This window comes from Paenibacillus sp. FSL F4-0243, assembly GCF_037963295.1.
Lineage (GTDB): Bacteria > Bacillota > Bacilli > Paenibacillales > Paenibacillaceae > Paenibacillus_AQ.
Window position 1 is genome coordinate 3,693,018 of record NZ_CP150151.1, and the last position, 22,471, is coordinate 3,715,488.

Consider the following 22,471-nt stretch of genomic DNA (forward strand, 5'->3'; position numbering starts at 1 on the left):
GATACAAGAGAACGTACCAAAAAAACAAATACCCTAGTGTATTATGCCTGTAAGCACAAAATAATTATATGAATGAACGTAGCCATGGAATGACATCATAAGGAAGTAGTATACATCTCAATTTCCAGAGGAGGATATCTTTTATGGCTCACCAGAAGAGAAGGAAAGAAGCTGCCTGGAAGTCACGAAAGCAAGAACAGCATCCCCATGGTAAAATCAAATCGCTTAAGGGATTGTCCAGCGAATATGAAGATAAGAATACTACTTTTTAAGAGAAAGACTGTCGGAGAAATTTGCCGGCAGTCTTTCTGCATTAGGACTATTATTACCTGTACAACGGGCACGGAGAAGTTGTGCAGATGGTAGTTACAAGAGGCAACTCAGCCTGTTGTTTTTTTTACTCTAAGGATCTCTGCCGTTGGTTTCCATTGGCATTGATAGAAAAATGTGTTGACGAAAAAGTAATTAGGGGCCATACATAAATATATGAACAATAATAATAACGTAACAAATGACATTAACGCTATTCCCTCGCTTGTACCAATCCAAACGTCAGATTGATCCCTATAACCTAGACATAGACGCACAGGCTATACTCGTCGCGTCTAGGCTAATGGCCGCGGGCGTCCCTTTTTTGTCCAAATCGCAATTTGTATTCATCACTCAACAAAAGATACCGATATTAAATGATATGTTACAACTATTTTAAAAAATTCCATTCGATGAGGATGTGGAGTCATGCGTATTAATAATTCTAGTCCTAGCGTTTATCACATTAACCAACGCAACAATCTAACAAACAACAAAGAGTTGTTTAAATCAACGCTTCTCATACAAACAGTTGAAAAGAAAGATGATGAAGAAAAGAAGGACAAATCCGGAGAAAAAAAGGGGCAACTGGTTACAGCAAGGGAAGGCGCTTATATTAGACAGTATCTTGTTAATTCAGACGGATCAAAAGTTTTATTGAGTGAAACAAAACAAGCTGAGGACGAAGCTACAAGTACAGAAAACTATTCGCGGTTACTTTCCAAATCTAATAAGAATCAGAATATTGACGAAGGAATGAGTAATAATTCAAAGGAAATAGTAAGTCTGTTAAATCAAAAAATAGGTAATATAAACCAGTAAAAGAAGAGCTGATTAGTAATTATAAGGAAAAAGTTTTTTAGTTTAATGAGAATAAAGGGCATTCCTTAGTTTTTTTCTGGGAGTGTCCTTTTTTTGTGTCGTGCATATACTTCCACTTTGTATGCAGAACAGAATCCTGAATATAACTTGTTACCACACGAAAAGAGGCGTGAGGAAGGGCACCCGACGTCTACGTTATTTTCCACATCTTTATCGACGTAACTTATTGCGATTCCGTTTATAATATCGACGGCGCGTTTCATGGCGCGTTCGCTCGGTGTGTTCGACGTAACATTAATATTTACTTTACCGTAAGGATATTTTTTCTTATCCTCTGAAATTTCTGTTCGCTTATCAATTCATACTTCGTTAAGTAGCCATTTGGAGAGTTTTCTCAAGATCTTTATCATTTAAAATCTTTATAAAAATACTGATCTTCCCTGGATCAGTATTTTTCATTGATTTCGATCGGCAAAACTTTATTTTTAGAATGTAACACATTGCAGGTTGACAAGATCAGACCACAATTGTACTATTTAATTGTGACTACAGATGTAGTCATAACTTGATTTTGGAGGGTTTAGGCATGACAAAAATACCACCCATCACGGATGCGGAGCTCGAGGTGATGCGCGTATTGTGGGCCAGTCCGAATTGTCCTTCCAGCCAGGTCGTCAAACAGTTGGCGGAACAAGTGGGGTGGAGCCCGAATACGACAAGGACGCTCCTGAACCGTCTAGTGCAGAAAGAAGCGGCGGGAACAACACAGGAAGAGGGATCCAAACGGAACTTTTTGTTCTATCCACTCATCAGCGAACAAGAATATTTGAAGTCGGAGACCAAATCGTTCATGAAGAAACTGTATGGCGGCGCCTTGAAACCCATGCTCGCTAATTTTTTGCAGGATAAGAAGCTGAACGAGAAAGAAATTGATGACTTGAAAGCATTGTTTGACGAGAGTCGCAACAACGATGATCGATAAGAAAATTGATTAAAGCTAGAACCATTCAGCATAACGTCGAACCGCCGCGTAAATCGCGGTTTTTTTATTAGTATAATTCCACAAAATTACCCAGCATACAATCTATGTGAAGACCGGCATCGCCGATTTAATCTTCCATGACCTAGGACTGCTTCCAACTAGTCTCAAAGCGCTGTCCAGCCTCAATCCGGATCATGTCATCCTGTTGGTGGACAATAATCAGAACGTGCTCGAGCAGATCTCCAGCCAGATCCTACAACAGCAATAACGAATCCATCGTACGATCAAACTGCTCTCCGGAGGAGTTTTTTTTATTTCATGGATACTCGAAAAGGGTCCGATAAAATAGTGTTGACAAAATATAACTACAACTGTAGTATTGAATTATAACTACACGTGTAGTTTTAAAACAGGATCACAGAAAGGAGTTTTTCACATGAAAGCAGCATCAAAATTAGCCATCGCAACCCTCAGCAGTGTTCTACTATTGGGTTCATCGATGAACCTTGAGGTAGACGCGGCTTCTTCCAAGTCAGCCCAGAAGTCGACGGCTAAAAAAGCAGCCGTCCAAGCTCCAACGGCAGCGGAAAAAAAGGCGGTTGACGCAGAAATTAAGAGAGTGAAGGATTTGACCGCCAAGACTGGAGATACCTATGTCATGTATTATAAGTACAAGGCACTCAACAGCGGACTTGATCTTAACTACTGGGGGCTGACGAAGGAATACATTTCCTTTGATGAATATCTCCAGAAAGCATCAACCTTAAAAGGCGTTGTCTTGCAAAAGCCCTCCAACCTGCCAGAAGGTTACACTTTCTCCAAAGCGAGAATCGGAGGACCCTTGGGAGGCAAGTTCATCGATGATTTAAGAGCCGAAGGGAAGAAGAGCGGCAAACCAGTCTTCACGAAAAAAATGGACTGGAAAGAAGCCGACGATATTCGCCTGGAATACACGAACGGGGAAGATACGCTTGCGATTACGAAGTTTGTGGTGGATGCGAAAGAAGGGAAGAAAAAAGGTTATTTTGACGATAACCTTCCAGCAAACATTTTCCCAAAATACATTTATTGGCAAGATGGCGGCAAATTCGGATACAGCCTTTCAACTTCATCCGATATCACCCGAGAACAGAAGATTGAAATTCTAAAAGCAGCGGTCAAGAAGTGATAGATTGCCTTGAGCATGCGCAGCAGTTCACCCATCCTATGCATTCTGCGCAAGTTAGATTTGGAGGTTGTATATATGAACCGAATACCATCCATAACGGATGCAGAGCTCGAAATTTTGCGGGTATTGTGGCTAAATCCAGATTGCTATTCTAGTGAAGTTGTTCAACAAATGACGGATCGAATGGGCTGGAGCCCGAATACGACCCGAACGCTTCTTAGCCGACTGGTACAGAAGGAAGCGGCGGGCGTGAAGCTGGAGCAGAGTTCGAGGCGTATGCAATTATTTTATCCTCAGTTCAGCGAGCAAGAATATCAGCGTTCCGAGACTACTTCTTTCATGGAGAAGATGTATGGTGGTTCCATTATGCCGATGTTGGCTAATTTCCTCCAAGATGAGAAGCTGAATATGCAGGAAATTGAGGATTTGAAGACGTTATTCGACAATAGCGGCAGAATTGGGGAACTAGAAAAGAGAGAATCTAAATGAGTCCAAGCTTATACGAAACTGTTGTGTCATTCTTCGGCTGGGTGATCCAGGGATCGTTCATGGCAGGCATTCTGGTCATGCTGATCTTGATTCTGCAATTCTTATTCCAAAACAAACTGGAAGCCAGATGGAAATATTTGCTCTGGATACCCGTGGCGATCCGCTTGCTGCTTCCTTGGGCACCAGAGTCTTCTCTTAGCCTTTATAATGTATTGTCTCTGGAATCCTTCATGCCTGGCATTCACCAGCAAATGCAAGATCCATCGATAAGTGCAAGCGAGACAGGAGAACACGTAAAGGGTTCTGTGGCGGAGAAATATGGAATTGTCGTTGGGATAACGGAATTAACCGCACCCACGGATACATCGGAAAGCAAGCCGGAGAACCATTTCTGGTGGAATGAAATTACATCGATGGGCTTTGTTCCAGTCTTGGTACTGATCTGGCTTACGGGTGTACTGCTTCTCGTCGCGAAAACCATATACGATCAGCTGCGATTGCAACATGCCCTGCGCGCTGGTAGCCGTATAGAAACGCCTTTGTTATTGGCCTTGTTCCATGATACACGGCAGCAGCTCGGCGTGAAGCGCAAAGTTGAATTTGTTTCCAGCGAGCGTATTCCCGGTCCGGCCGTCGTTGGGTTTTGTAAGCCGACAGTCGTCATCTCTCCAAGTCTACTGATGTCGCTGCATGAAGGACAGCTTCAGTATATCTTGGCGCATGAGTTCGCTCATGTCCGTCGCAGGGATGTAGCCGTGAATTGGATCATGCACTTGGTTCTGATTCTCCATTGGTTCAACCCACTTGTATGGCTTGCAGTGAACAGAGCGCGACAAGATCAAGAGATGGCCTGTGATGCCTTCGTGCTGGATCGAATGAGACCACAGCAAAATAATGCGTATGGGCAGACGATCATCCAAGTGTTGGAACATTTCTCGGGAGACCATCGCCTGCCGGGACTTGCCGGCCTATCTGCGACACATAAACAAATGAAAAGGAGACTTATCATGATCAAACAATTCAATAAAAAATCATATCGCCTTTCTATCTTAGGGATGACAATCATTCTCGCGCTTGGCAGCGTGACGCTGGTCAATGCCAAGGAAAAAGATGATGGGAACGCAACGATAGCTGTTTCGGCACAATCAGAAGCTGGGGATCGTCAATTAGATATCACCTATCCTGAGGAATTCAATGGATCTAAGGTAGACCGTGCGTTGTATAAGCAAGAAATGGATAAAATGAATAAACTAGCGGCGGATGCAGCTAAGGCACTTCCAGCAGAGGATAAAAAATATATCGACGATGAAATCAATCGCGTGAAGGAATTGGTTAAAGAGACGGGTGACACGTATGTTATCTATCATAAATATAAAGCGTTGAACAGCGGACTTGATCTTAGCTATTGGGGGCTGACGAAGGAATATGCTTCCTTCGATGAATATTCTCAGAAAGCAGCAACCTTAAAAGGCGCTGTCTTGCAAGAGCCTTCCAACCTGCCAGAAGGCTACACTTTCTCCAAAGCGAGAATCGGAGGACCCTTGGGAGGCAAGTTCATCGATGATTTGAGAGCTGAAGGGAAGAAGAGCGGCAAACCGGTCTTCACGAAAAAAATGGACTGGAAAGAAGCCGACGATATTCGACTGGAATACACGAACGGGAAAGATACGCTTGCGATTACGAAGTATACTGTGGACGCCGATGGAACTAAGAATAATGGATTTTTTGACGATGATTTACCGGCTAATGTTTTCCCAAAATACGTTTTTTGGCAAGATGGCGGTAAATTTGGATATAGCATTTCAACCTCATCGGATCTATCACGACAAGAGAAGATCGAAATTCTGAAAGCTGCAATTAAAAAATAACATCTCAAGGCAGGCGCCCATATCACCCTAGAACTAGGGTCGATATGGGTTTTTTATCTTGGAGCAATTGATATAAGTGAATGATTATCTTAGTAAATTGCTTATCATATAAAACAGGTGAGGCTTCTTCGTGAATATTAAGTGACATGACTGGGTTTATTATAGGTTCACAATGGTAGTATATATCGAACGTGAAAATATATTTTGTGAGAAGTGCAAATTTGAATTAGCAAAAAGCAAAGATTCTGAATTAGTTGATTCGAATAAAGCATTAGCTATGGAGAATGAATTGGTCTTGAAATATATGTCGATGTATGGTTGGCAAAAAGTAAGGGGAGGTTGTTATAATTTAATAAGTGAAGCGGTTACATATCAAACTTTGTGTATTTCTATATAATAGACATAAAGATGTCTTTATCGTCCGTTTCTCCTGTATTAACTGTGGTAAATTATGGAGAGTACTTATTTAAATGACTTAGAAGAAAATGACTAGGGGAGAAATATTTCGTGGAAACTCACTCATCCAAATATCAAATGAAAAAGAGCTATATAATATTATTGCTAGTTTTCATATTAGTTGTTTTAACCGGTTTTCGCATTTTATGGATGGAGACGTTTCAATATCCCAAACAGGCGTCAATTCATAATGGGCAATTCGATTTACGCAATTGGAATGCAGAAGATGGCAGCATTCACTTACTTGATGGGGAATGGGAGTTTTATCCCTCGCAATGGTTGATAGATGGTAATCGGCAACAATTGTTAGGCGATAATGCGCCAAGGCACATTCAGGTACCGGGAGGATGGAGTGAAGTTTTGCATGCTGACAAGCCATCTCCATACGGGTATGGCTCTTATCGTTTGCTTCTTTATGTAGACCCGGCGAAGCATCTTAATTATAGTATTCGTGTACCCAGTGTACGCACTGCATCAGAATTATATGTAAACGGTCGATTACTTACTAAATCCGGACAGGTGGCGACAACAAAGGATGAATATATTTCGAAGGACCTACCTTATTCTACAACCTTTACAGCAGATGACAACGGTGTAATCGAACTCGTGATTCAGGCTGCAAATTATGTGGATAGTCGAAGCGGGGGCATTGTCCGATCCATAAAATTCGGTTCAGAAGAAGCCATTGCCAAAGATATGAAGGCTTCCATTTTTATGCAGTTATTGGCAGCGATTATTTTTATTATGCACGCTGTCTATGCACTTATTTTGTATTTAATAGGAAATAAGGAAAAGAAGCTGCTTTATTTTAGTTTGCTTGCATTATGTGTAACGATCACGAGTGTCTTTAGTACGGATGAGAAGTTGTTCCATCAGTTATTTTACATTGGAATTGATTGGGATTTTAGGCTGACTAATATTGCTTTCGTTATTGCAGCCTATGCTTTGCTCCAGTGTACGAATCATCGCGAGCTTCCATATTGGCGTAGGATGTACCCTGTCTACAAAATAATGAATCTAGGGACTGCCGGCATCACGTTGTTTTTAAATCCAACTCAGGTGATCATGCTCTTCCCTATTTATTATGTATTAGGTGGTACTGCTGCAGTTATAACGCTGATTACGATGTTTAAAAAAGTAATTAAAGATTTAAAGAGCAATCTTTTACTGCTTATCTCTTTTCTTGCGTTGATGAACTATGCTCTTTGGTCGTTAATCTTGCTGGATAGCGGTTTGAGTCTTGTCTACTATCCGTTCGATATGATTATTGCGATAGCTTGTTTAGCCTCTGTATGGTTTAAAGATTATTTTATCATGCATGCGAACACGAAAGAGCTTGCGACAACATTGCAAAGGATGAATGACCATAAAGATCAATTCCTAGCAAATACTTCTCATGAATTTAAAAATCCGCTTCATAGTATTCTTAATATGTCACAATCCGTTTTAAAAAGGGAGCGGCATTTGTTGCAGGAAAGGAGTATCAAAGAGCTTGAAACGGTTTTATCTGTAGGACGTCGAATGACATTGATATTAGACGATTTGATTGATGTGATGAGTTTACGGGAAGGAAATCCGCGTATACACAAAAGAGTCATATTTATTCAGCCAATTGTGACCGGAGTACTTGATATGCTGCAATTAAATGCAGATGTGAAGTCTGTAAAAATTGCAAATCAAATTCCTGAAGATTTTCCGCCAATATATGCGGATGAGAACCGGGTTGTTCAAATCGTTTTCAATTTACTTCATAATGCTGTGAAATATACGAATGATGGGGTCATTTCGATTCAAGCTTTTGTAAAAGATGGACGAGCCTATATCGTTATTGCTGATACCGGGATCGGAATGGATGAGAACATGCTTAAGCGCCTATTCCGTCCGTACGAGCAAGCCAGCACGAATGAGACTATGATTGATGGTGGCTTTGGGTTGGGTTTAAGTATAAGCAAGCAACTGGTTGAGCTTCATGGAGGTACGTTAGTAGTGTCCTCTGTTTTAGGAGAGGGCTCAAAATTCACATTTTCATTAAGGCTAGCAGGTTTGGAAGTAGAGGAAGAGGATGATTTGACTAACTCATTTGAACCATTCCAATCCATCCCGAATCAAGAAATAGCCTCCTCAGTGTATATGGAAAAAGTGAAGATTCCGCCAGCTACGAATCAAGCAACTTTAATAGAAATGAATCGTGAACGTCCGATTCTATTAGTTGTTGATGATGATCCTGTCAACCTTCAAGTACTTGAAGCCATACTACCACCAGACGAATATGATTTAACGATGGTAACGAGCGGTAAAGAGGCATTAGCTGTACTGGACACTAAGGAATGGGATCTGGTCATCTCCGATATCATGATGCCACAGATGTCCGGTTATGAGCTGACACGAATGATTCGTGAGCGGTTTACACTCACGGAGCTCCCTGTATTGCTCCTTACCGCAAGAAGCCAACCGAAAGATATTCAGAGCGGTTTTATAGCTGGGGCAAACGATTATGTGACGAAGCCAGTGGAAGCAATAGAAATAAAATCGCGGATTGAGGCGTTAGCTACGATTAAACAATCCGTTCGAGAACAACTGCGATTAGAAGCTGCATGGCTGCAAGCGCAAATCCAGCCTCATTTTATATTTAATGCGTTGAATGCTGTAACAGCTTTAAGTGATATTAATTTGGATAAGATGCGTAATTTGCTCGATGAATTCAGCAATTTTCTGAGGAATAAATTTGAATTTCAAAACATGGATAGGCTTGTTCCGATCGAAGAGGAGTTAAGTCTAGTACGTTCTTATCTATATATTGAAAAGGTTCGGTTTGAAGAAAGGTTACAGGTTATTTGGGAGACAGATGACCGTGGGGACATAAAAGTCCCATTTCTTACGATCCAGCCTCTCGTTGAAAATGCGATAAGACATGGCATAATGAAGCGCAATCGTGGAGGAACGATTCTTATTCGGATTTCTGTCTATGAGACGCATGCAGAGATAACCGTTGAAGACGATGGGGACGGAATAGACGGGGTCCAATTGCAACGAATATTTGAAAGGAAAGCAGATAGTCGTTCAGGCGTCGGATTGATTAATACTGATCTGCGATTAAAACGGCACTTTGGAACAGGACTCCATATCACAAGTACGTTAGGTACAGGGACAAAGGTAACTTTTCATGTACATAACAGGTTGAATAGAGGGGATAAAGCTAGGTGATATATAAGTGATTTAAGGAGCAACCTTGGCTGCTCTATGCTACAAGGAATTACGACGCTATTTACTAAGCAGGAGTGATCACGGGCGATTTTGTGGTAGCAGTGACTTTGGCAGAAACGGATATTGCGCAAGAAGTAGCCGATATATGGATTGCAAGTGGTGTAGAGCTGAAAATGTCGGCGGGTTGGAATTGTTACTGCTGGCTGCTCGGAAATCGCAAGGATAGTAAATTTTCCGAAGGGAAAAAAACGATATTTTGGAAGCGATGAGCGAAGAAACATGTGGAAAGGCGGGAGACCATGAACGAACTACAGGAAGAAGCGCTGGAAGAGATGAAAGCGGCAATTTATGAGTGGTTTGAGGAACAAGAGAAACGAAAGGACGTGGAGGGCGCTGTCAAGCGTACCACGCTGCAAGTGGGCATTTTTAACGACATTGTGCTGGATTATCGACCGGGTAGGACTAGCGTTGGCAGTTCGGATTTTGGAAGGAATGCTTCAGGGCGCAAGTCGATGAAGGCGTCTCCTTTTACGCAGGAGGAGGTCTTGCATGAGGTGCAGCCCCGGTTGACGAGCATCGTAAGGGAGAAGCTGGACAAGTTGCATACGTCGGCCCTTATCGACTACCGGTTTACCTTGAAGGGAAGATTCGCAACGGCAGACGGGCACGTGAGATTAACGGTTTTTGACATCGTATATGAAGAGAAAAAGCGGCAGCTTCTGGAGCGGGTTGAGTCCTATATCGAGCAAAAACTGGTGAAGGGCGCTTACCCGACAAAGCCGCTAGAAACTTTCTTTTTGACACGCCATCTGTTGGACCCGTATTTGTTCAACGAACCGGACGTCGGACGGACGATTGCTATATTTGACCGGATTCAGGCATTGAATAAAGAACGGGCGCAAGCGCTGAGAGAGCATCGAAGCGATATCATTCGAGCTTTAACCCACTGGGCCGAGGAAGTATTCCTGCCACGTCACTATGATGTTACCCTTTCCAAATACAGAACCAATAAAAATGAAATCAAGCCGGATACGGCTCTCAAGCATATGGATGAGCCGAACCAGCCTATCGATCTGCTGTTGTACGGCGCTGTGATGATTCTTCGTTACGAGCCAAGCTACAGTAAAGCCAAGGGAATGACTTTTCTGGAGCTGGCGAGGCAGCTGGGCAGCGGCAAAGCCGGACGCATGTTGAAGGAAGGTAGCGACACCTTCGCACGAGAAGACGTTCATCTGCGTGACGAGTTGACTGAATGCAAGGCTAACGATGTGTTTTCCATCATTACGGTCGTTATTCGTAAAGAAGAGGCTGGGGCGTACGAAAGGGCAATTTCATTTATTCTCTCCCTACTCCGGAAGGGTTTCCCAAAAAGCTACAAAATCAAGCTAAAATCCAGCGTGAGAGAGGCATTACCCATTAAAGGACTTGCCAAATCGGATACGCATCGTTTTTTCGCGAATGCACTGGCCTATTCCGAGCTGTATCCGTTATTGGAGGAATACGCTCGTGAGGCGATGGAAGAGTTTGTGTGGTACGAGGATACAGAAGGTGAGAAAAGCGTCATGCCAGGCAGTTATGCCGTATTCGGGCTGGGACTCACGGACGAGCGCTATTTTCCGTTGGTAGAAACCTATATGGCCCTTGTAGACGAGGAGCATCAGCTGGTGCAGGACAAGTTCACGGCTGTTTTCGCCGAGACCCATGGCATAACCGAACGCTCGATGCCCGCCTTGGTCGTTTGCCTGCGTTGCTCTCATGATTCGCTGAAGCTGAGGATTCAGCCAGAACTGGAAAGTGAAGACAAGCTATCGCTATTGGTGCAGCATGTCGAGGCTTTATCGAATTACGAGGCCGAACGAGTGCTGTACCCGATTTTTGGCAAGGCGGAGAAGCTGGCTACATTGGCTCGTAAGGCGCAGGAACCGCGTAAGGAGCTGTTGCTTCGATTGCTAAAGGCAGCGGAACAAGCTTGATGATAGGGAGGCTGCCTGTGTGAAGATCATTTGCAAATTTGCATACCACGTCACAAAACCTAGAGAAGATGATCGAAGCATTAAGATCGTTAAGCGAAGGAGCATGCACGGCAGCTCCTTTTACTTTTTTTGCCGCTAGCCCCGTTACGGGTGAACCGTATCATAAGTAGGGGAAAGCTTTTACAAATAGATCATTTAATATGGTCAGGGAACACACAGAGATACTATGATTTAATATGACTAGGTGGCATCTTACATTATGTACTCATTTCCTCCAAGAATAGATAAAGAAGCATTGCAACTTGAGGATTTTAACTCAATAGTCTTACTCGAAGCAAGTTAATAAAACAAAAATTTGGAGGGTAGCAAAATGACTGTAGATGATCATGCTCACTTAAAGTCTGGTACGAGTTTCTGATGAAAGTCTTGATTGAAGAACATACGGAGGATTCCGGAAGAAAGGTTAGTGAGCTTACATCTGTATATATTTGTCAGTGGATAAGAACATAGTCCCATTAGAACCCGAGCCCCGCGCGGTTTTTGTATTTTAAGGGATCAAGTTCTTGTCCTTTACTCCAGACAGGAACTTGATCCTTTAGCCGTTAATGGACAGGAACATGGTCCTATTACCGATTTGGTATTCATAAAATGAGCTTGAAAATAATTACCTATTTCATTAAATGGATGTCTAATGAAAGGTTAAATACTTAATGTTGTGGCAACTTTTACTCCTTGGTTTCTTTGTCCTTACCGCCGATTTTAAGTCCTAACTTTCCATTATATTTGCCTACCTGTCCGGCAACTCCTAAGCCTGCTCCTTGGCCGCCGCCGAGTTGTGCCTTGGCCTGGGCTCCGAGACCATTTTCGCCGCCAAGCTGCAAATGGGTTTGGAGTCCCGCGCCTTGACTGAACCCCAAGTGTCCTTCGGCATCAGCACTCATACCGTACTCTCCTCCGACCTGCGCCCCCGTATGAAAACCTGCCTCTTGACCGCCACCTATTTGGCTTTTTGCCTGAGCCGCAATCCCGTAATTGCCGAAGGCCTGGGCTTCCGCATTGAGCCCTAGACCCTGGCTGCTGTCCAGATGAGTATTGCCTTGCGCATGGATTCCATATGAAGGAGTGCCCATATGGCCGCCCGCATACATACCCATGCTACCTAAGGCTAAATTCCCGCCAGCATTTAAACCAATGCCGTGTTTACCGCCTACTTCTATCCCGGTATTTAGCTTAATCCCCTGCCCGCTGCATAAATTTTCGTTCATATAACCATTTATAAGTTCTTTTTTGGTGTTTTCGCTATCTGAGGTTATATCTGCCAGACTGCTTTCTGAACGGAAGAGATGGTAGTAATGAGAGTAAGGGAAAGGATTGTAACGGGTAAAGTAAGGGGATACGGATGGATCAGCCTGGCTGTTTGGATATTCGTTCCCAAAGGTCATCCGGGATACCTCCATTATTCAATTTATTACAACAGCCTATTCATGGATGACTTGAAATGATACCCTTCCTAAGTAAATCATATGAATTCAAGGTTCGCAGCCGATGCACAATGAGTCGGGCGAAGTATCACTTATTTTTAACGGGGAAATCAACAACTACCGGGAACTGCGTAAATTGGTACCGGCGGCGTGGCAAGATGCTGTGCGTCGCAGATCTGGTTGCTTCGGACACGTAGGTGGGCGGAATGACCGAAGTCAGGAACCAATCTCGTTAATTTTGTAAGAAAACATGGTTATTGATCAACTCATTTATATGGGTGGATTTTATATGCCGGAAAAAGTGGGGGAATCGGCAAAGGGACAAAGTTCTTGTCCTATAAGGGAATATGTTCTTGTCTTCCGATGTCCAAGGACACCAAAGTGCCTACATTTTGGGATTTTGACATAAAGTCACCTGCATTGTAGCGGTGATTGTACTTACTGATACTTACAAAGTATCTAGAGAGACTTTATAGCCGGATTTCTAGTTCACAAGGTAAGTAGTTCTTTGACAGTCCACAGATTTGAACGGTTGTACGAGGAGTAAGTTTCTGATCGGGGGATTAGATACGAGATATGCGATGGGCAGAGCTACTAATCCCGGCATGGATTGGCAACAGTTTTTATTGACTGAACTACATTCAGTCAGTTATGATTGAATCATATTCAGTCGCGATAAAAATTACATTGGGAGATGGACAATGAAGAGAATATCAAAAGAACCTGATCTAAGACGCCAAGAATTAATGGATATTGGCTTTGAACTTTATATGAAAAATGGTATGGGAGGATTCAGCATAAAGGATGTCGTTAATCATGCGGGTGTTGCAACCGGCTTATTTTATTACTACTTTAAATCTAAAGAAGAGTTTGTTAATGAGATTTTGAATAATTTCATTGTGAAAAATGTAGAAAAAATTCAACATGCACTTAATTCAAATGAATTGACCGTTATGCAAAAAATGAAAGATTCTCTAGAGATATTTTGGACATTTATTGAAAAACTAGCACCATATAAACATGTGAGTTCTTATCAGACAGAACAACACTTCCAACTCGAGAAGAAATTATACAAGCAAATACACCCGCTATTTCAACAGGTAATTGAAGATGGGATGAAAATAGGGATTTTCCACACTGCCAACGCATCGTTAACTTCTGGATATATTTTATATGGCCTTAGTAGTATTGCCCATTCGGAGATAGATTTAAATCTTGATATTAAGAAAGAGATCGTTAATCTAATATTAACCACACTACGATACGATCCAAAACATAAGAATACAGGAGAATTCATATGAAAATTTATATTAACGGAAACGATATTTCACAGGAACAACTTACAAAATGGAAAAGAGAACGTATAAAAAAGGTTTTAAATACATTAGGACATAATGAGCCTGAAATAAATGATACAGACGCAATGATAAAAAAGTTAGCTGAACTAAAGATGAGATATTCCTATAACGAAATGTACGATAAATTGAAATCTAAACTTAGATTGAGTGGAATGATTATGCGTGTCTGTGCTGCTTTATCTGGAGATAGACGGAAATTTTCAAAAACAGATATCTATTTAGAGGGCATTTCGGCAGAAGAAGCTATAAAGGGAATTGATAGTTTAATGCTAGAGCAATCACGCGAGAATGATAAAGTAAATCTATCAGCTTGTCCTGATCATTATGTATTAAGACCTTTTGGAGAAAACGAACTGGAGGTCATTGAAACTACTGGTAATTCCCCGTTTCCTGTTCAATTCTTCATTGTCTTTGATGACGAAACAGGATTAAAAACACCTAGAGATAACTCTTATCAGTACCAATCAGCAGGTGTTGCCCGTATGAAAGACGGTACTATTATGGGTGGGGTTCGTCATCAATTCAAAGATACCAATACTGGGATAGAAGTAAGTCTTGTTGTTGAGTTCCCAGCGCTTTGTCCTACTAGACTTATAGAATCGCATCAAATGCATTTAGCATGTGAGTTTTCTTATTGGTTAGAATGGATCAAGGATCATAAAAATAGTAACGGATAAACATTCTTGAAATAAAGAAAACATGCAGTTTTTTTATAATTAAGACTAAAGTGTAGTGCTCATGCCTTACAAAGTTTTTGATGTAATCAATGTCGCCGTTTTATATTTTTTTGTTTGAGAAAGAGGTCATTTCAGTAGAATGTACTGAATTTTATCTAATAGAATGGGGGGTGAATTTCTATGTTTGCCATACTTTTAGCTATTAACACGATTTGTAGACTGACACAAAGTTACCTACCATACAAACCCTGATTCTATTGGTTTTTTCTGTATTTGATAGGTAACTTTGTGTCACAAAATTTTGACACAAAGTTACCTACTCGATTAGAGAATGACACAAAACCTCCTACTCACTAGGAGTAATGACACAAAGTCCCCAACTCGATCAGAGTGGCAATTTAAGTTTGCACTCTGATCAATAAGCCTCAAAACTCTCTTTTGAAAGAGAAGATAATTAGTTCCACGAATTAGACCGACGAGAATGAAATCAAGACAATACAGTTATTTTTTCGTGAGGACAGCTTAGTATCGGTATAGAAAGAAGGTTATAACCTACGGCAGCATTGGCACTTTTGGCCATTGCTGTCGTTATTTTTGTTTTTACTCACTTGCCGAGATTACAGTACGTATATGAGTTTCCCTGAATTCAACTACTGTTTTAGTAATTCAACATTATTACATAATTTAAAGTCCATCGACATACTCAGTTTAATACTTTATTTCCATACACTCTAAATCCAAAATAACATTTCTTTACATTCGATAAAGAAAGTGATGATTCGACAAAGGATATAACCTTAAAAAGGTGAATTAATTATTAAACGCCTTTTTTTAACAAAAAGTGAGGATGTGAACAATTTGTACTCACCAATTCGTGAAATAAAAAATGAGATGGGTATGAACAGATTTAATGTATTCAGTAAAAGACTTCATCGTAAGGTGCGTCTATATAATGATCTTCAATATGACCACTGGGTACTAATAGAAACGAACCTTGACATTAACAATTATTGCGAGAAACCTATCAAGATAGTAATCTCAGTTGCCGGTGAAATAATTGAGACTATATTTGATATGTGGGTTAATTTTGCTGATGAAGAAGAGTTCAGATGCATAAAGTATTCTTATGAGATAGATCCTACTCACCCACGTGCAAAACAAAAAATGATTAAAGAACTTTACGCTCAGCAAATTTGGTGCAAGCAAAACAATAAAAAGCATAGAATTTTAACTGAACTTGATATCAGAAACAATCCTTTAGCTCTATCAAACAAAAAGATTATTTCCCCTTACTACCTTCCTCTCGATGAAATAAACAAAGACCTCTTAGATTTACTAAAAAAGAAAACATTAAATACTACATTAACTATTCGCGAATTAGAGAACTCAGTATCTAGTTCATTCCATCCTGTTACAACTCGTAATTGTATTTATGCACTCATATACCATAAAATTCTTGTTTGCGATGAAGTTAATCAATTAATTACAAGTTTATCGGAGGTGACTTTAAATGAATCAGAAGCGATTGAGAAATAAAGTCAACCTCGATCCAAAATACCGAGATACCTCCAATTGGCCTGTCGTAAATATTATGCAGCTCCAACCAGAAGACAGAGAGATATATTTGAACCGAGAAAAAGCTATTATGTATTATATGCAAAGTGATCTAACTTTGGCCGAAATTACGGAAGCCACGGGAATTCATAAATCAGAATTAAGTAAATTTGTGAATAAATGCTTGGAATACGACCCGGTTACAAATATAATTTGGGGCTTCAGGGCCTTGATTCCTCATAAAAGAATCTCAAAATATACACGAAAAGCTCCAACCACCTATAAAAATGAAGAAGAGCCTAATTTTAATGGAGCTTTTAGTGCGCTTATGATAAATTATCCAAAAATAGAAGAAATGATTACTTCAGCATATTTAAGACGAAAAAATGAAAAAACACCAATTCCGACGCTTAATGGTGATGCAATACATAATTTGTTCTTGAAACTTTGTCAAAAAGAAGGAATAGGAATCCATGATTACCCCTTTAATACCAATGATAAAGGACTAAGATCATTGTATAGATTCTTCAAAAAAATCGAAAAAAAACATTTTGCTGAGGGATCTAAACTTCATGGTGAAACTGCAGGAAGACAAGCCACGTGGATAAATGAAAAAAAAGAAGATACGTTACTTTTAACACGACCATTTCAACGAGTTCAATTCGATGGTCATAGAATTGACGCGATTTTCACTATAACTTTTACTACTCCCGAAGGAGATTCATTTACCGAAGTAATTGATAGAATATGGCTCCTTGTAATAGTAGATGTCGCGACAAGATCTGTCCTTGGTCATCATATTTGTCTCAATAAAGAGTATACCTTAGATGATGTGTTACATTGCATTAGAAATTCAATTGTTCCTTATCAAAAAATTAAATTTAGCATCCCTAATCTATCTTATAATTCTTTAGGCGGTATACCATCTTCTGAAATTCAAGAAGCAGCTTGGGCGCTGTGGAATGAATTCAGTATTGATAATGGAAAGGCGAATTTAGCAAATCTTGTTACAGATCGATTACATGAAGTGGTCGGTTGCACCATAAATCCTGGACCCGTAAACACCCCAGAATTAAGAGGAATCATTGAACGACTATTCCGAACGCTTGAGGATTTGGGATATCACAAATTAGCAAGTACAACTGGAAGTTCTCCTTCAGATCCTCTTAGAAAAAATCCGGAAAAACAGGCGAAAAAATATGATATATCAGTAAATGATCTTGAAGAGTTAACACATGTACTTATATCTAATTACAATGGAATGCCACACAGTGGTATTAGAAACTTTTCCCCACTAAATTTGATGAAACAAAGAATAGAGAGAGGAATGGAACCAAGAATTTTAGAACCTGAAAAAAGAGAAAATGTGATTTTTTTCTTGCTTAGTACGGTTAGAACCGTCAGTGGAAACATCAAACATGGAAAACGTCCCTTTATTCATTTTATGGGGGTTCCTTATAAGAATGACGTCCTCTCAAATAGTGCACATTTAATTGGAACAGAACTAACTCTTCTAGTAAATATTGAAGATATTCGAATTATAAGAGCCTTCTTACCTGATGGAAGCGAATTCGGTTATTTAAAGGCTCAGGGATATTGGGGGACAACTCCACACTCTCTAAGGACAAGAAAAGCCATAAATAAACTCAAGCAGCATAGGAAGATCTTCTTCGATAACTATCAGGATCCTTTTGAAGTTTATTATTCCTATAGAGCTGAAAAAGCGAAAACTGGAAAACGGGATCGAAATCAATTAGCTCAGTTACAAAGAGAATTGAATGGAGTCGAACAAGATCAATATACTCGTCATGAAAATAATGAAGAAATAAGAATCACCAATAAAGCACCTGAAAGTACTCTCAATACTGATATTGACGATGATGATGACGATAGAGTCTTTCGCACCTATACCCTATAAAAAGGAGTAGGATTGATGAATCATGACATTTCAGAAAGACCTTATTTACCACTAAAAACTCATCCTATTGAAACTGGTAATTATTTTATTGGAACAAAAGAAGTAAGAAAGATGTATAAAAACATTAAACAATGGATTGAGAATAGAGCACCTGGCGGTATAGCTTATGGCAGGCCTAGGTTAGGAAAAACATGGGCCATCAGTTACCTTGAGAAAGAGTTGCCTCTAGATTTTGGCGAGCAACTCCCCATTTTAAAGTTCAAATGCAATCAAAATAGTAGAATAAATGAAAACACTTTTTATGAAGAATTACTGTTACAATTTGGACATGATCTTCCATATTCCGGTCGGAAAACAATGAAGAACGAACGTTTAAACAAATATTTACAAGAAAAGGCCGAACAAGCCGGAAGCCGAAGAATAATTATGTTTATCGATGATGCTCAACGACTCGTTGCACTTCAATATAATGTTCTGATGGATATATATAATTTTCTAAAAGAAAATGGCATTAGTATGACAGCAATTCTAGTGGGGCAAGAGGAGTTGAAACATGTAAGATCAGGATTTATAGCAGCAAAGATGGGACAAATTGTTGGACGTTTTATGGTGCACGAATATAAATTCTCAGGAGTCAAAACCAGGGAAGAGCTTCTTACATGTTTGAATGGATACGACTCCTTATCTGAGTACCCTACTAATAGCGGATGGTCCTTTACAAGATATTATTTCCCTGATGCTTACGATCAAGGTTTTCGTCTGGAAAACTGTATTGACGATCTTTTTTCAACAATTGAAAACATAAGAAAAGAGAAAGGTGTTCAAAAATCACTGGAAATTCCAATGCAATATTTAACCCTTACCATTGAATATGTTTTTAAAAAATATGGTGTACAGGGAAAGAATGTTCCACACTTATCTACTGTTCATTGGCTTGATGCATTGGGAAAGTCAGGTTACATTGAAAATGAAATATTTAATGACCTTCTTTAATCATAACTAAAAGGTAGGTAGGAGAGAAAATTCAACATGATACCTGATATCTCAAAATATATAAGTATTCCAGAAGGTTCTCTAACATGGAATACAAATTGGATTAGTGAATTTGAGTCACCATGGTCAATTTTCGAAAAGTTAAATTATGCAAATTTATTTAGCAAAAAGGATTACTTTAATTTATTTGGTTCTGCTCAAAACTTGAAACAAAAAGGCCATAGGTCAGGAAACAAATTCAATCTTTACTTTTTATCTGCTTTTGATAATGATTATCTGAAAAAGAAGATTGGTTTTTCTATTAAGGATTATAATTATCATCTTATGAATAGTTTGTGTGGATTTTTACATAAAGGACAGGTTGGACAAACTGGAATGAGATTTAAGGAACTTCGATATTGGAAAAAATCATTAACCTTTTGTTTGGAGTGCTTAAAATATGGTCATCACAGTACATTGCATCAGTTTGGACTTTTTAACTTTTGCCCATATCATCAATCTCCCTTACTCGATCGTTGTCCATCGTGTTATCATCAATACCCATACGACATAACAGATGCTAAGCACTTTGAGTCACCGTACACCTGTAAATGTGGCTACAAATTTAAACAAGGTCATGTAGTAGGTAGCAGACTTTCAGATGAGTGGAGAATTTATTCCAGTCATGACATAATGGACCCTATGGTAAAACAGTGGATTCATCTAACTAAAAATGAACAACAAGTCCTTAATACTATTTATTTGTATCCGCATACTGATATTTTCAAAACTCCACAAATCCTGAGTTTCTTATTAAACATATTATTAAAAAATGAAATTAATTCAGAAATGGATATCCAAATATTCACTATAAAAACTTCACCATATTTAACCCGAATAAAGAGCAATGATGCAATGGGTACTAATAACCAAAATCCACTTGTGAACTATTCAGCAACAATAGATAATATGATAAATGATAAATCAGATCCTTTTAGAAATAAACTAAAACATGAACTTATTAAAACAAAAAATCAGACCATCAGCGCTATTGCTAAACATTTAAGAAAATCCCTACTTAAAGATCATAAGTCATGCATACGTCGTTACGTAGATGTTATTAAAGATGAAAATAGCCAAGAATCTTTAATTTGTCCCTATGCATATGCATACGTGAAATGGAAACAAAATTTAATGAGATTAAGGGATTATTATGATGTAGATAATAAGGTTTTAAATTCACACGATTATAAACATAATCTTACATTATTAGGTTTCTTCGAAAATGATCCTATTGAGGATATTATAATAAGTTACATGCAATCGACTTCTGTAAAGTATGGATACCATTCTCACTTGAATTGGTTAGTGTCACATATGACAGGTTATTTAAGTATGAAATATTTTAGATTTCTACTGTCGGCATCTTCTAAACAAGTATCATTAAATGATGAATTACAGCTTAATGGAAGAATTTTCGCTTTCCAATTTCCTCAAAGTGAGTTTCAGGAATTCCAAATGTTTTGGGATAATGAAGGAGTACATAATGAGCTTTCTCCAAAAGTCGTCTGTCCTTATCCTTCTATAAAAAAGAAGAGGAAAAAAGCTAATGAAAAGTCGTATCATCCAATGAAAATTGCAATAGACAATCATGTACAATACAGGGATTTAGATAAATACAAGAAACAAATTTAGACACACTAGTTTACTTTAATAAAAAAATGATTTCATCATAAGATGAAATCATTTTTTTATTAAAGTAATTGCTTCTTTTATTATTCGGAAAACGACTTTTAAATCATCAATATGTAAGTTCATAATCATTATATTTAATTTTTCTATCAAGTCATTTTTCTCAGTGTTTTTATTAATTTTTGATGGCTTAAAGAATTCATAAGGAGATATTCGAAGAGCTTCAGCTACTTTAGAAATTGTTTCAAGAGTAATATTGACTTCTCCCCGTTCAATTCTACCAATATAAGAAGGATCCATAGATAAAATTTCTCCCAGTTTCTCTTGAGTTAAGTTAGCTGCTTTTCGATGTTGTCTAATTTTTTTTCCAACTTCATTTGAAAATCCGGACATTTCCTCACCTCTCTTTAAGAGTAGGTAAGAATACAAGTACTTTGAAGAGTGTTTTACTACCATTTACCATTTGTAAAAAGGATATATATTACCTATTATGATAGTATTAATAATTTTTAAGGAGAATCTAAATGACTCTATTGCCTCAACAACATGTCATTGAAAACATTTTGCAGTCTAAAATGCGAGGGAAAGTAACGTATACAGGAAATCTTTCAGCATCCTCTGCTCTCAACCTAACTTATGTGAAACCTTTCGACCATCCTTCCGGAAAAGGTTATCAACGACCGGTAGATAATAAAAGATGCAATGATTTTTCTATGTATTTATCAAAAGGAGAAAATTCTCTCTTTACCCCAATCCTCATCAATGCAGAAGCTCATTGGGAGTTTAGTGCATATGACAAAAACCGACCAGCCTTTGGCCGATTAATATGTAAAAACAGAGCTTCTTTGATGGATGGGCAACATAGATTGGGAGGGATCAAACGATATATTCAAGACACAAACTCAGAAATGCAAATACCCTTTTTGGCATTCCATTACTTAGATGAAGATGAGGAAATACAACTATTTGATACTATTAATACAAAAGCAAAAGGCATAGGCGCTTCACTAAGTAGATATCTTAAAAGAGATTCCGATGATAATAGTTGGATTGCTACAGAATTAATAACTAGAGGAGATAGTCCTTTTCACTTTATTGGTAGCTTAACAGGAAAACGAAATGCAGGCAGACATGTCACCTTACAAAATTTATATAAAGTCCTTGAGATTTTGTTTAAATCTGTTCCAACGGATCATCTAACGAAAGAAGAGAGATTAGTGCTGGTCCTTGTTTACTTCAATGGTGTAAAAGAAATATTTAACAGTGAATGGTTAGATTATAAAGAATATCGTATCACTCATATCGTATGTCTTAATGCGCTCGCTTTTGCCGGAGCAGAACTTTTTAAGAAAGTTATAAACATAGAAAAGAAATATATTGATTATGGACAAATTATAAAGCATCTTCAAAGAATCAAATCAATGGAATGGTCTTCCAATGGCCCCCTTAAATATCTACAAGGATTAAATGGTTCAAAAACCTTAGCTAATGATCTAAAGTCATTAATGAAAATATCTTAAGGCTTGTTGGGGATTGTTCATAGTTATT

Annotated in this window: 18 protein-coding genes and 2 pseudogenes; 18 read left to right on the forward strand and 2 right to left on the reverse strand. The window is 38.9% G+C overall.

The window, feature by feature from the left end; genetic code table 11:
- Positions 1-143: 143 nt before the first annotated feature.
- From NSS87_RS16185 to NSS87_RS16230, 10 genes and pseudogenes are all read left to right on the forward strand, one after another.
- On the forward strand, positions 144-272 hold the full coding sequence (locus NSS87_RS16185; RefSeq protein ID WP_234540893.1) for a DUF6254 family protein: 129 nt from the start codon (positions 144-146) through the stop codon (positions 270-272).
- 214 nt (positions 273-486) lie between these two features.
- Positions 487-625, forward strand: a pseudogene (locus NSS87_RS16190) (MarR family transcriptional regulator); the annotation flags it as partial.
- A gap of 113 nt (positions 626-738) precedes the next feature.
- On the forward strand, positions 739-1,131 hold the full coding sequence (locus tag NSS87_RS16195) for a hypothetical protein (RefSeq protein WP_339241233.1): 393 nt from the start codon (positions 739-741) through the stop codon (positions 1,129-1,131).
- Positions 1,132-1,717: 586 nt separating this feature from the next.
- Positions 1,718-2,113: a BlaI/MecI/CopY family transcriptional regulator gene (locus tag NSS87_RS16200; RefSeq protein ID WP_076283655.1), complete on the forward strand. Its 396-nt coding sequence runs from the start codon at positions 1,718-1,720 to the stop codon at positions 2,111-2,113.
- A 436-nt stretch (positions 2,114-2,549) separates the two neighbouring features.
- Complete coding sequence (locus NSS87_RS16205) at positions 2,550-3,281, forward strand: hypothetical protein (protein ID WP_339241235.1); 732 nt, start codon at positions 2,550-2,552, stop codon at positions 3,279-3,281.
- Positions 3,282-3,356: 75 nt separating this feature from the next.
- Complete coding sequence (locus tag NSS87_RS16210; protein ID WP_339241237.1) at positions 3,357-3,770, forward strand: BlaI/MecI/CopY family transcriptional regulator; 414 nt, start codon at positions 3,357-3,359, stop codon at positions 3,768-3,770.
- Complete coding sequence (locus tag NSS87_RS16215) at positions 3,767-5,638, forward strand: M56 family metallopeptidase (RefSeq protein WP_339241239.1); 1,872 nt, start codon at positions 3,767-3,769, stop codon at positions 5,636-5,638. Before NSS87_RS16210 ends, NSS87_RS16215 begins: the two co-directional genes overlap by 4 nt.
- A gap of 507 nt (positions 5,639-6,145) precedes the next feature.
- On the forward strand, positions 6,146-9,298 hold the full coding sequence (locus NSS87_RS16220; protein WP_339241241.1) for an ATP-binding protein: 3,153 nt from the start codon (positions 6,146-6,148) through the stop codon (positions 9,296-9,298).
- A gap of 29 nt (positions 9,299-9,327) precedes the next feature.
- A pseudogene (locus tag NSS87_RS16225) lies at positions 9,328-9,537 on the forward strand (DNA alkylation repair protein); the annotation flags it as partial.
- Between the two features lie 60 nt (positions 9,538-9,597).
- Entirely contained in the window at positions 9,598-11,271 is a 1,674-nt protein-coding gene (locus tag NSS87_RS16230; RefSeq protein ID WP_339241244.1) for a DUF6138 family protein, read from the forward strand.
- Positions 11,272-11,996: 725 nt separating this feature from the next.
- Here the strand turns inward: NSS87_RS16230 and NSS87_RS16235 are convergent.
- A complete protein-coding gene (locus NSS87_RS16235) occupies positions 11,997-12,713 on the reverse strand; it encodes a hypothetical protein (protein WP_339241247.1) in 717 nt (238 codons plus the stop codon).
- Between the two features lie 85 nt (positions 12,714-12,798).
- On the opposite strand from NSS87_RS16235, the gene NSS87_RS16240 reads away from it, so the two are divergent.
- From NSS87_RS16240 to NSS87_RS16270, 7 genes are all read left to right on the forward strand, one after another.
- Positions 12,799-12,996 (forward strand): hypothetical protein, encoded by a 198-nt coding sequence (locus NSS87_RS16240; RefSeq protein ID WP_339248594.1) that lies wholly within the window; start codon positions 12,799-12,801, stop codon positions 12,994-12,996.
- Positions 12,997-13,453: 457 nt separating this feature from the next.
- On the forward strand, positions 13,454-14,053 hold the full coding sequence (locus NSS87_RS16245) for a TetR/AcrR family transcriptional regulator (protein WP_339241250.1): 600 nt from the start codon (positions 13,454-13,456) through the stop codon (positions 14,051-14,053).
- Positions 14,050-14,787 carry a hypothetical protein gene (locus NSS87_RS16250; protein WP_339241252.1) on the forward strand — a complete coding sequence of 246 codons (738 nt, stop codon included), beginning with the start codon at positions 14,050-14,052 and terminating at the stop codon, positions 14,785-14,787. The genes NSS87_RS16245 and NSS87_RS16250 overlap by 4 nt, the downstream gene beginning before the upstream one ends.
- A gap of 858 nt (positions 14,788-15,645) precedes the next feature.
- Complete coding sequence (locus NSS87_RS16255; RefSeq protein WP_339241254.1) at positions 15,646-16,323, forward strand: hypothetical protein; 678 nt, start codon at positions 15,646-15,648, stop codon at positions 16,321-16,323.
- Positions 16,298-18,259, forward strand: coding sequence for a hypothetical protein (locus NSS87_RS16260; protein ID WP_339241256.1), 1,962 nt, complete (start codon positions 16,298-16,300; stop codon positions 18,257-18,259). The genes NSS87_RS16255 and NSS87_RS16260 overlap by 26 nt, the downstream gene beginning before the upstream one ends.
- A 15-nt stretch (positions 18,260-18,274) precedes the next feature.
- Positions 18,275-19,252 carry an ATP-binding protein gene (locus tag NSS87_RS16265; RefSeq protein WP_339241258.1) on the forward strand — a complete coding sequence of 326 codons (978 nt, stop codon included), beginning with the start codon at positions 18,275-18,277 and terminating at the stop codon, positions 19,250-19,252.
- 36 nt (positions 19,253-19,288) lie between these two features.
- The gene (locus NSS87_RS16270) at positions 19,289-20,926 is read left to right on the forward strand and encodes a hypothetical protein (protein WP_339241260.1); all 1,638 of its coding nucleotides are present in this window, start codon (positions 19,289-19,291) and stop codon (positions 20,924-20,926) included.
- A gap of 48 nt (positions 20,927-20,974) precedes the next feature.
- Here the strand turns inward: NSS87_RS16270 and NSS87_RS16275 are convergent, their stop codons facing one another.
- Positions 20,975-21,316, reverse strand: coding sequence for a helix-turn-helix transcriptional regulator (locus tag NSS87_RS16275; protein ID WP_339241263.1), 342 nt, complete (start codon positions 21,314-21,316; stop codon positions 20,975-20,977).
- A gap of 131 nt (positions 21,317-21,447) precedes the next feature.
- On the opposite strand from NSS87_RS16275, the gene NSS87_RS16280 reads away from it, so the two are divergent.
- Positions 21,448-22,443, forward strand: coding sequence for a DGQHR domain-containing protein (locus tag NSS87_RS16280; protein ID WP_339241266.1), 996 nt, complete (start codon positions 21,448-21,450; stop codon positions 22,441-22,443).
- Positions 22,444-22,471 lie beyond the last annotated feature (28 nt).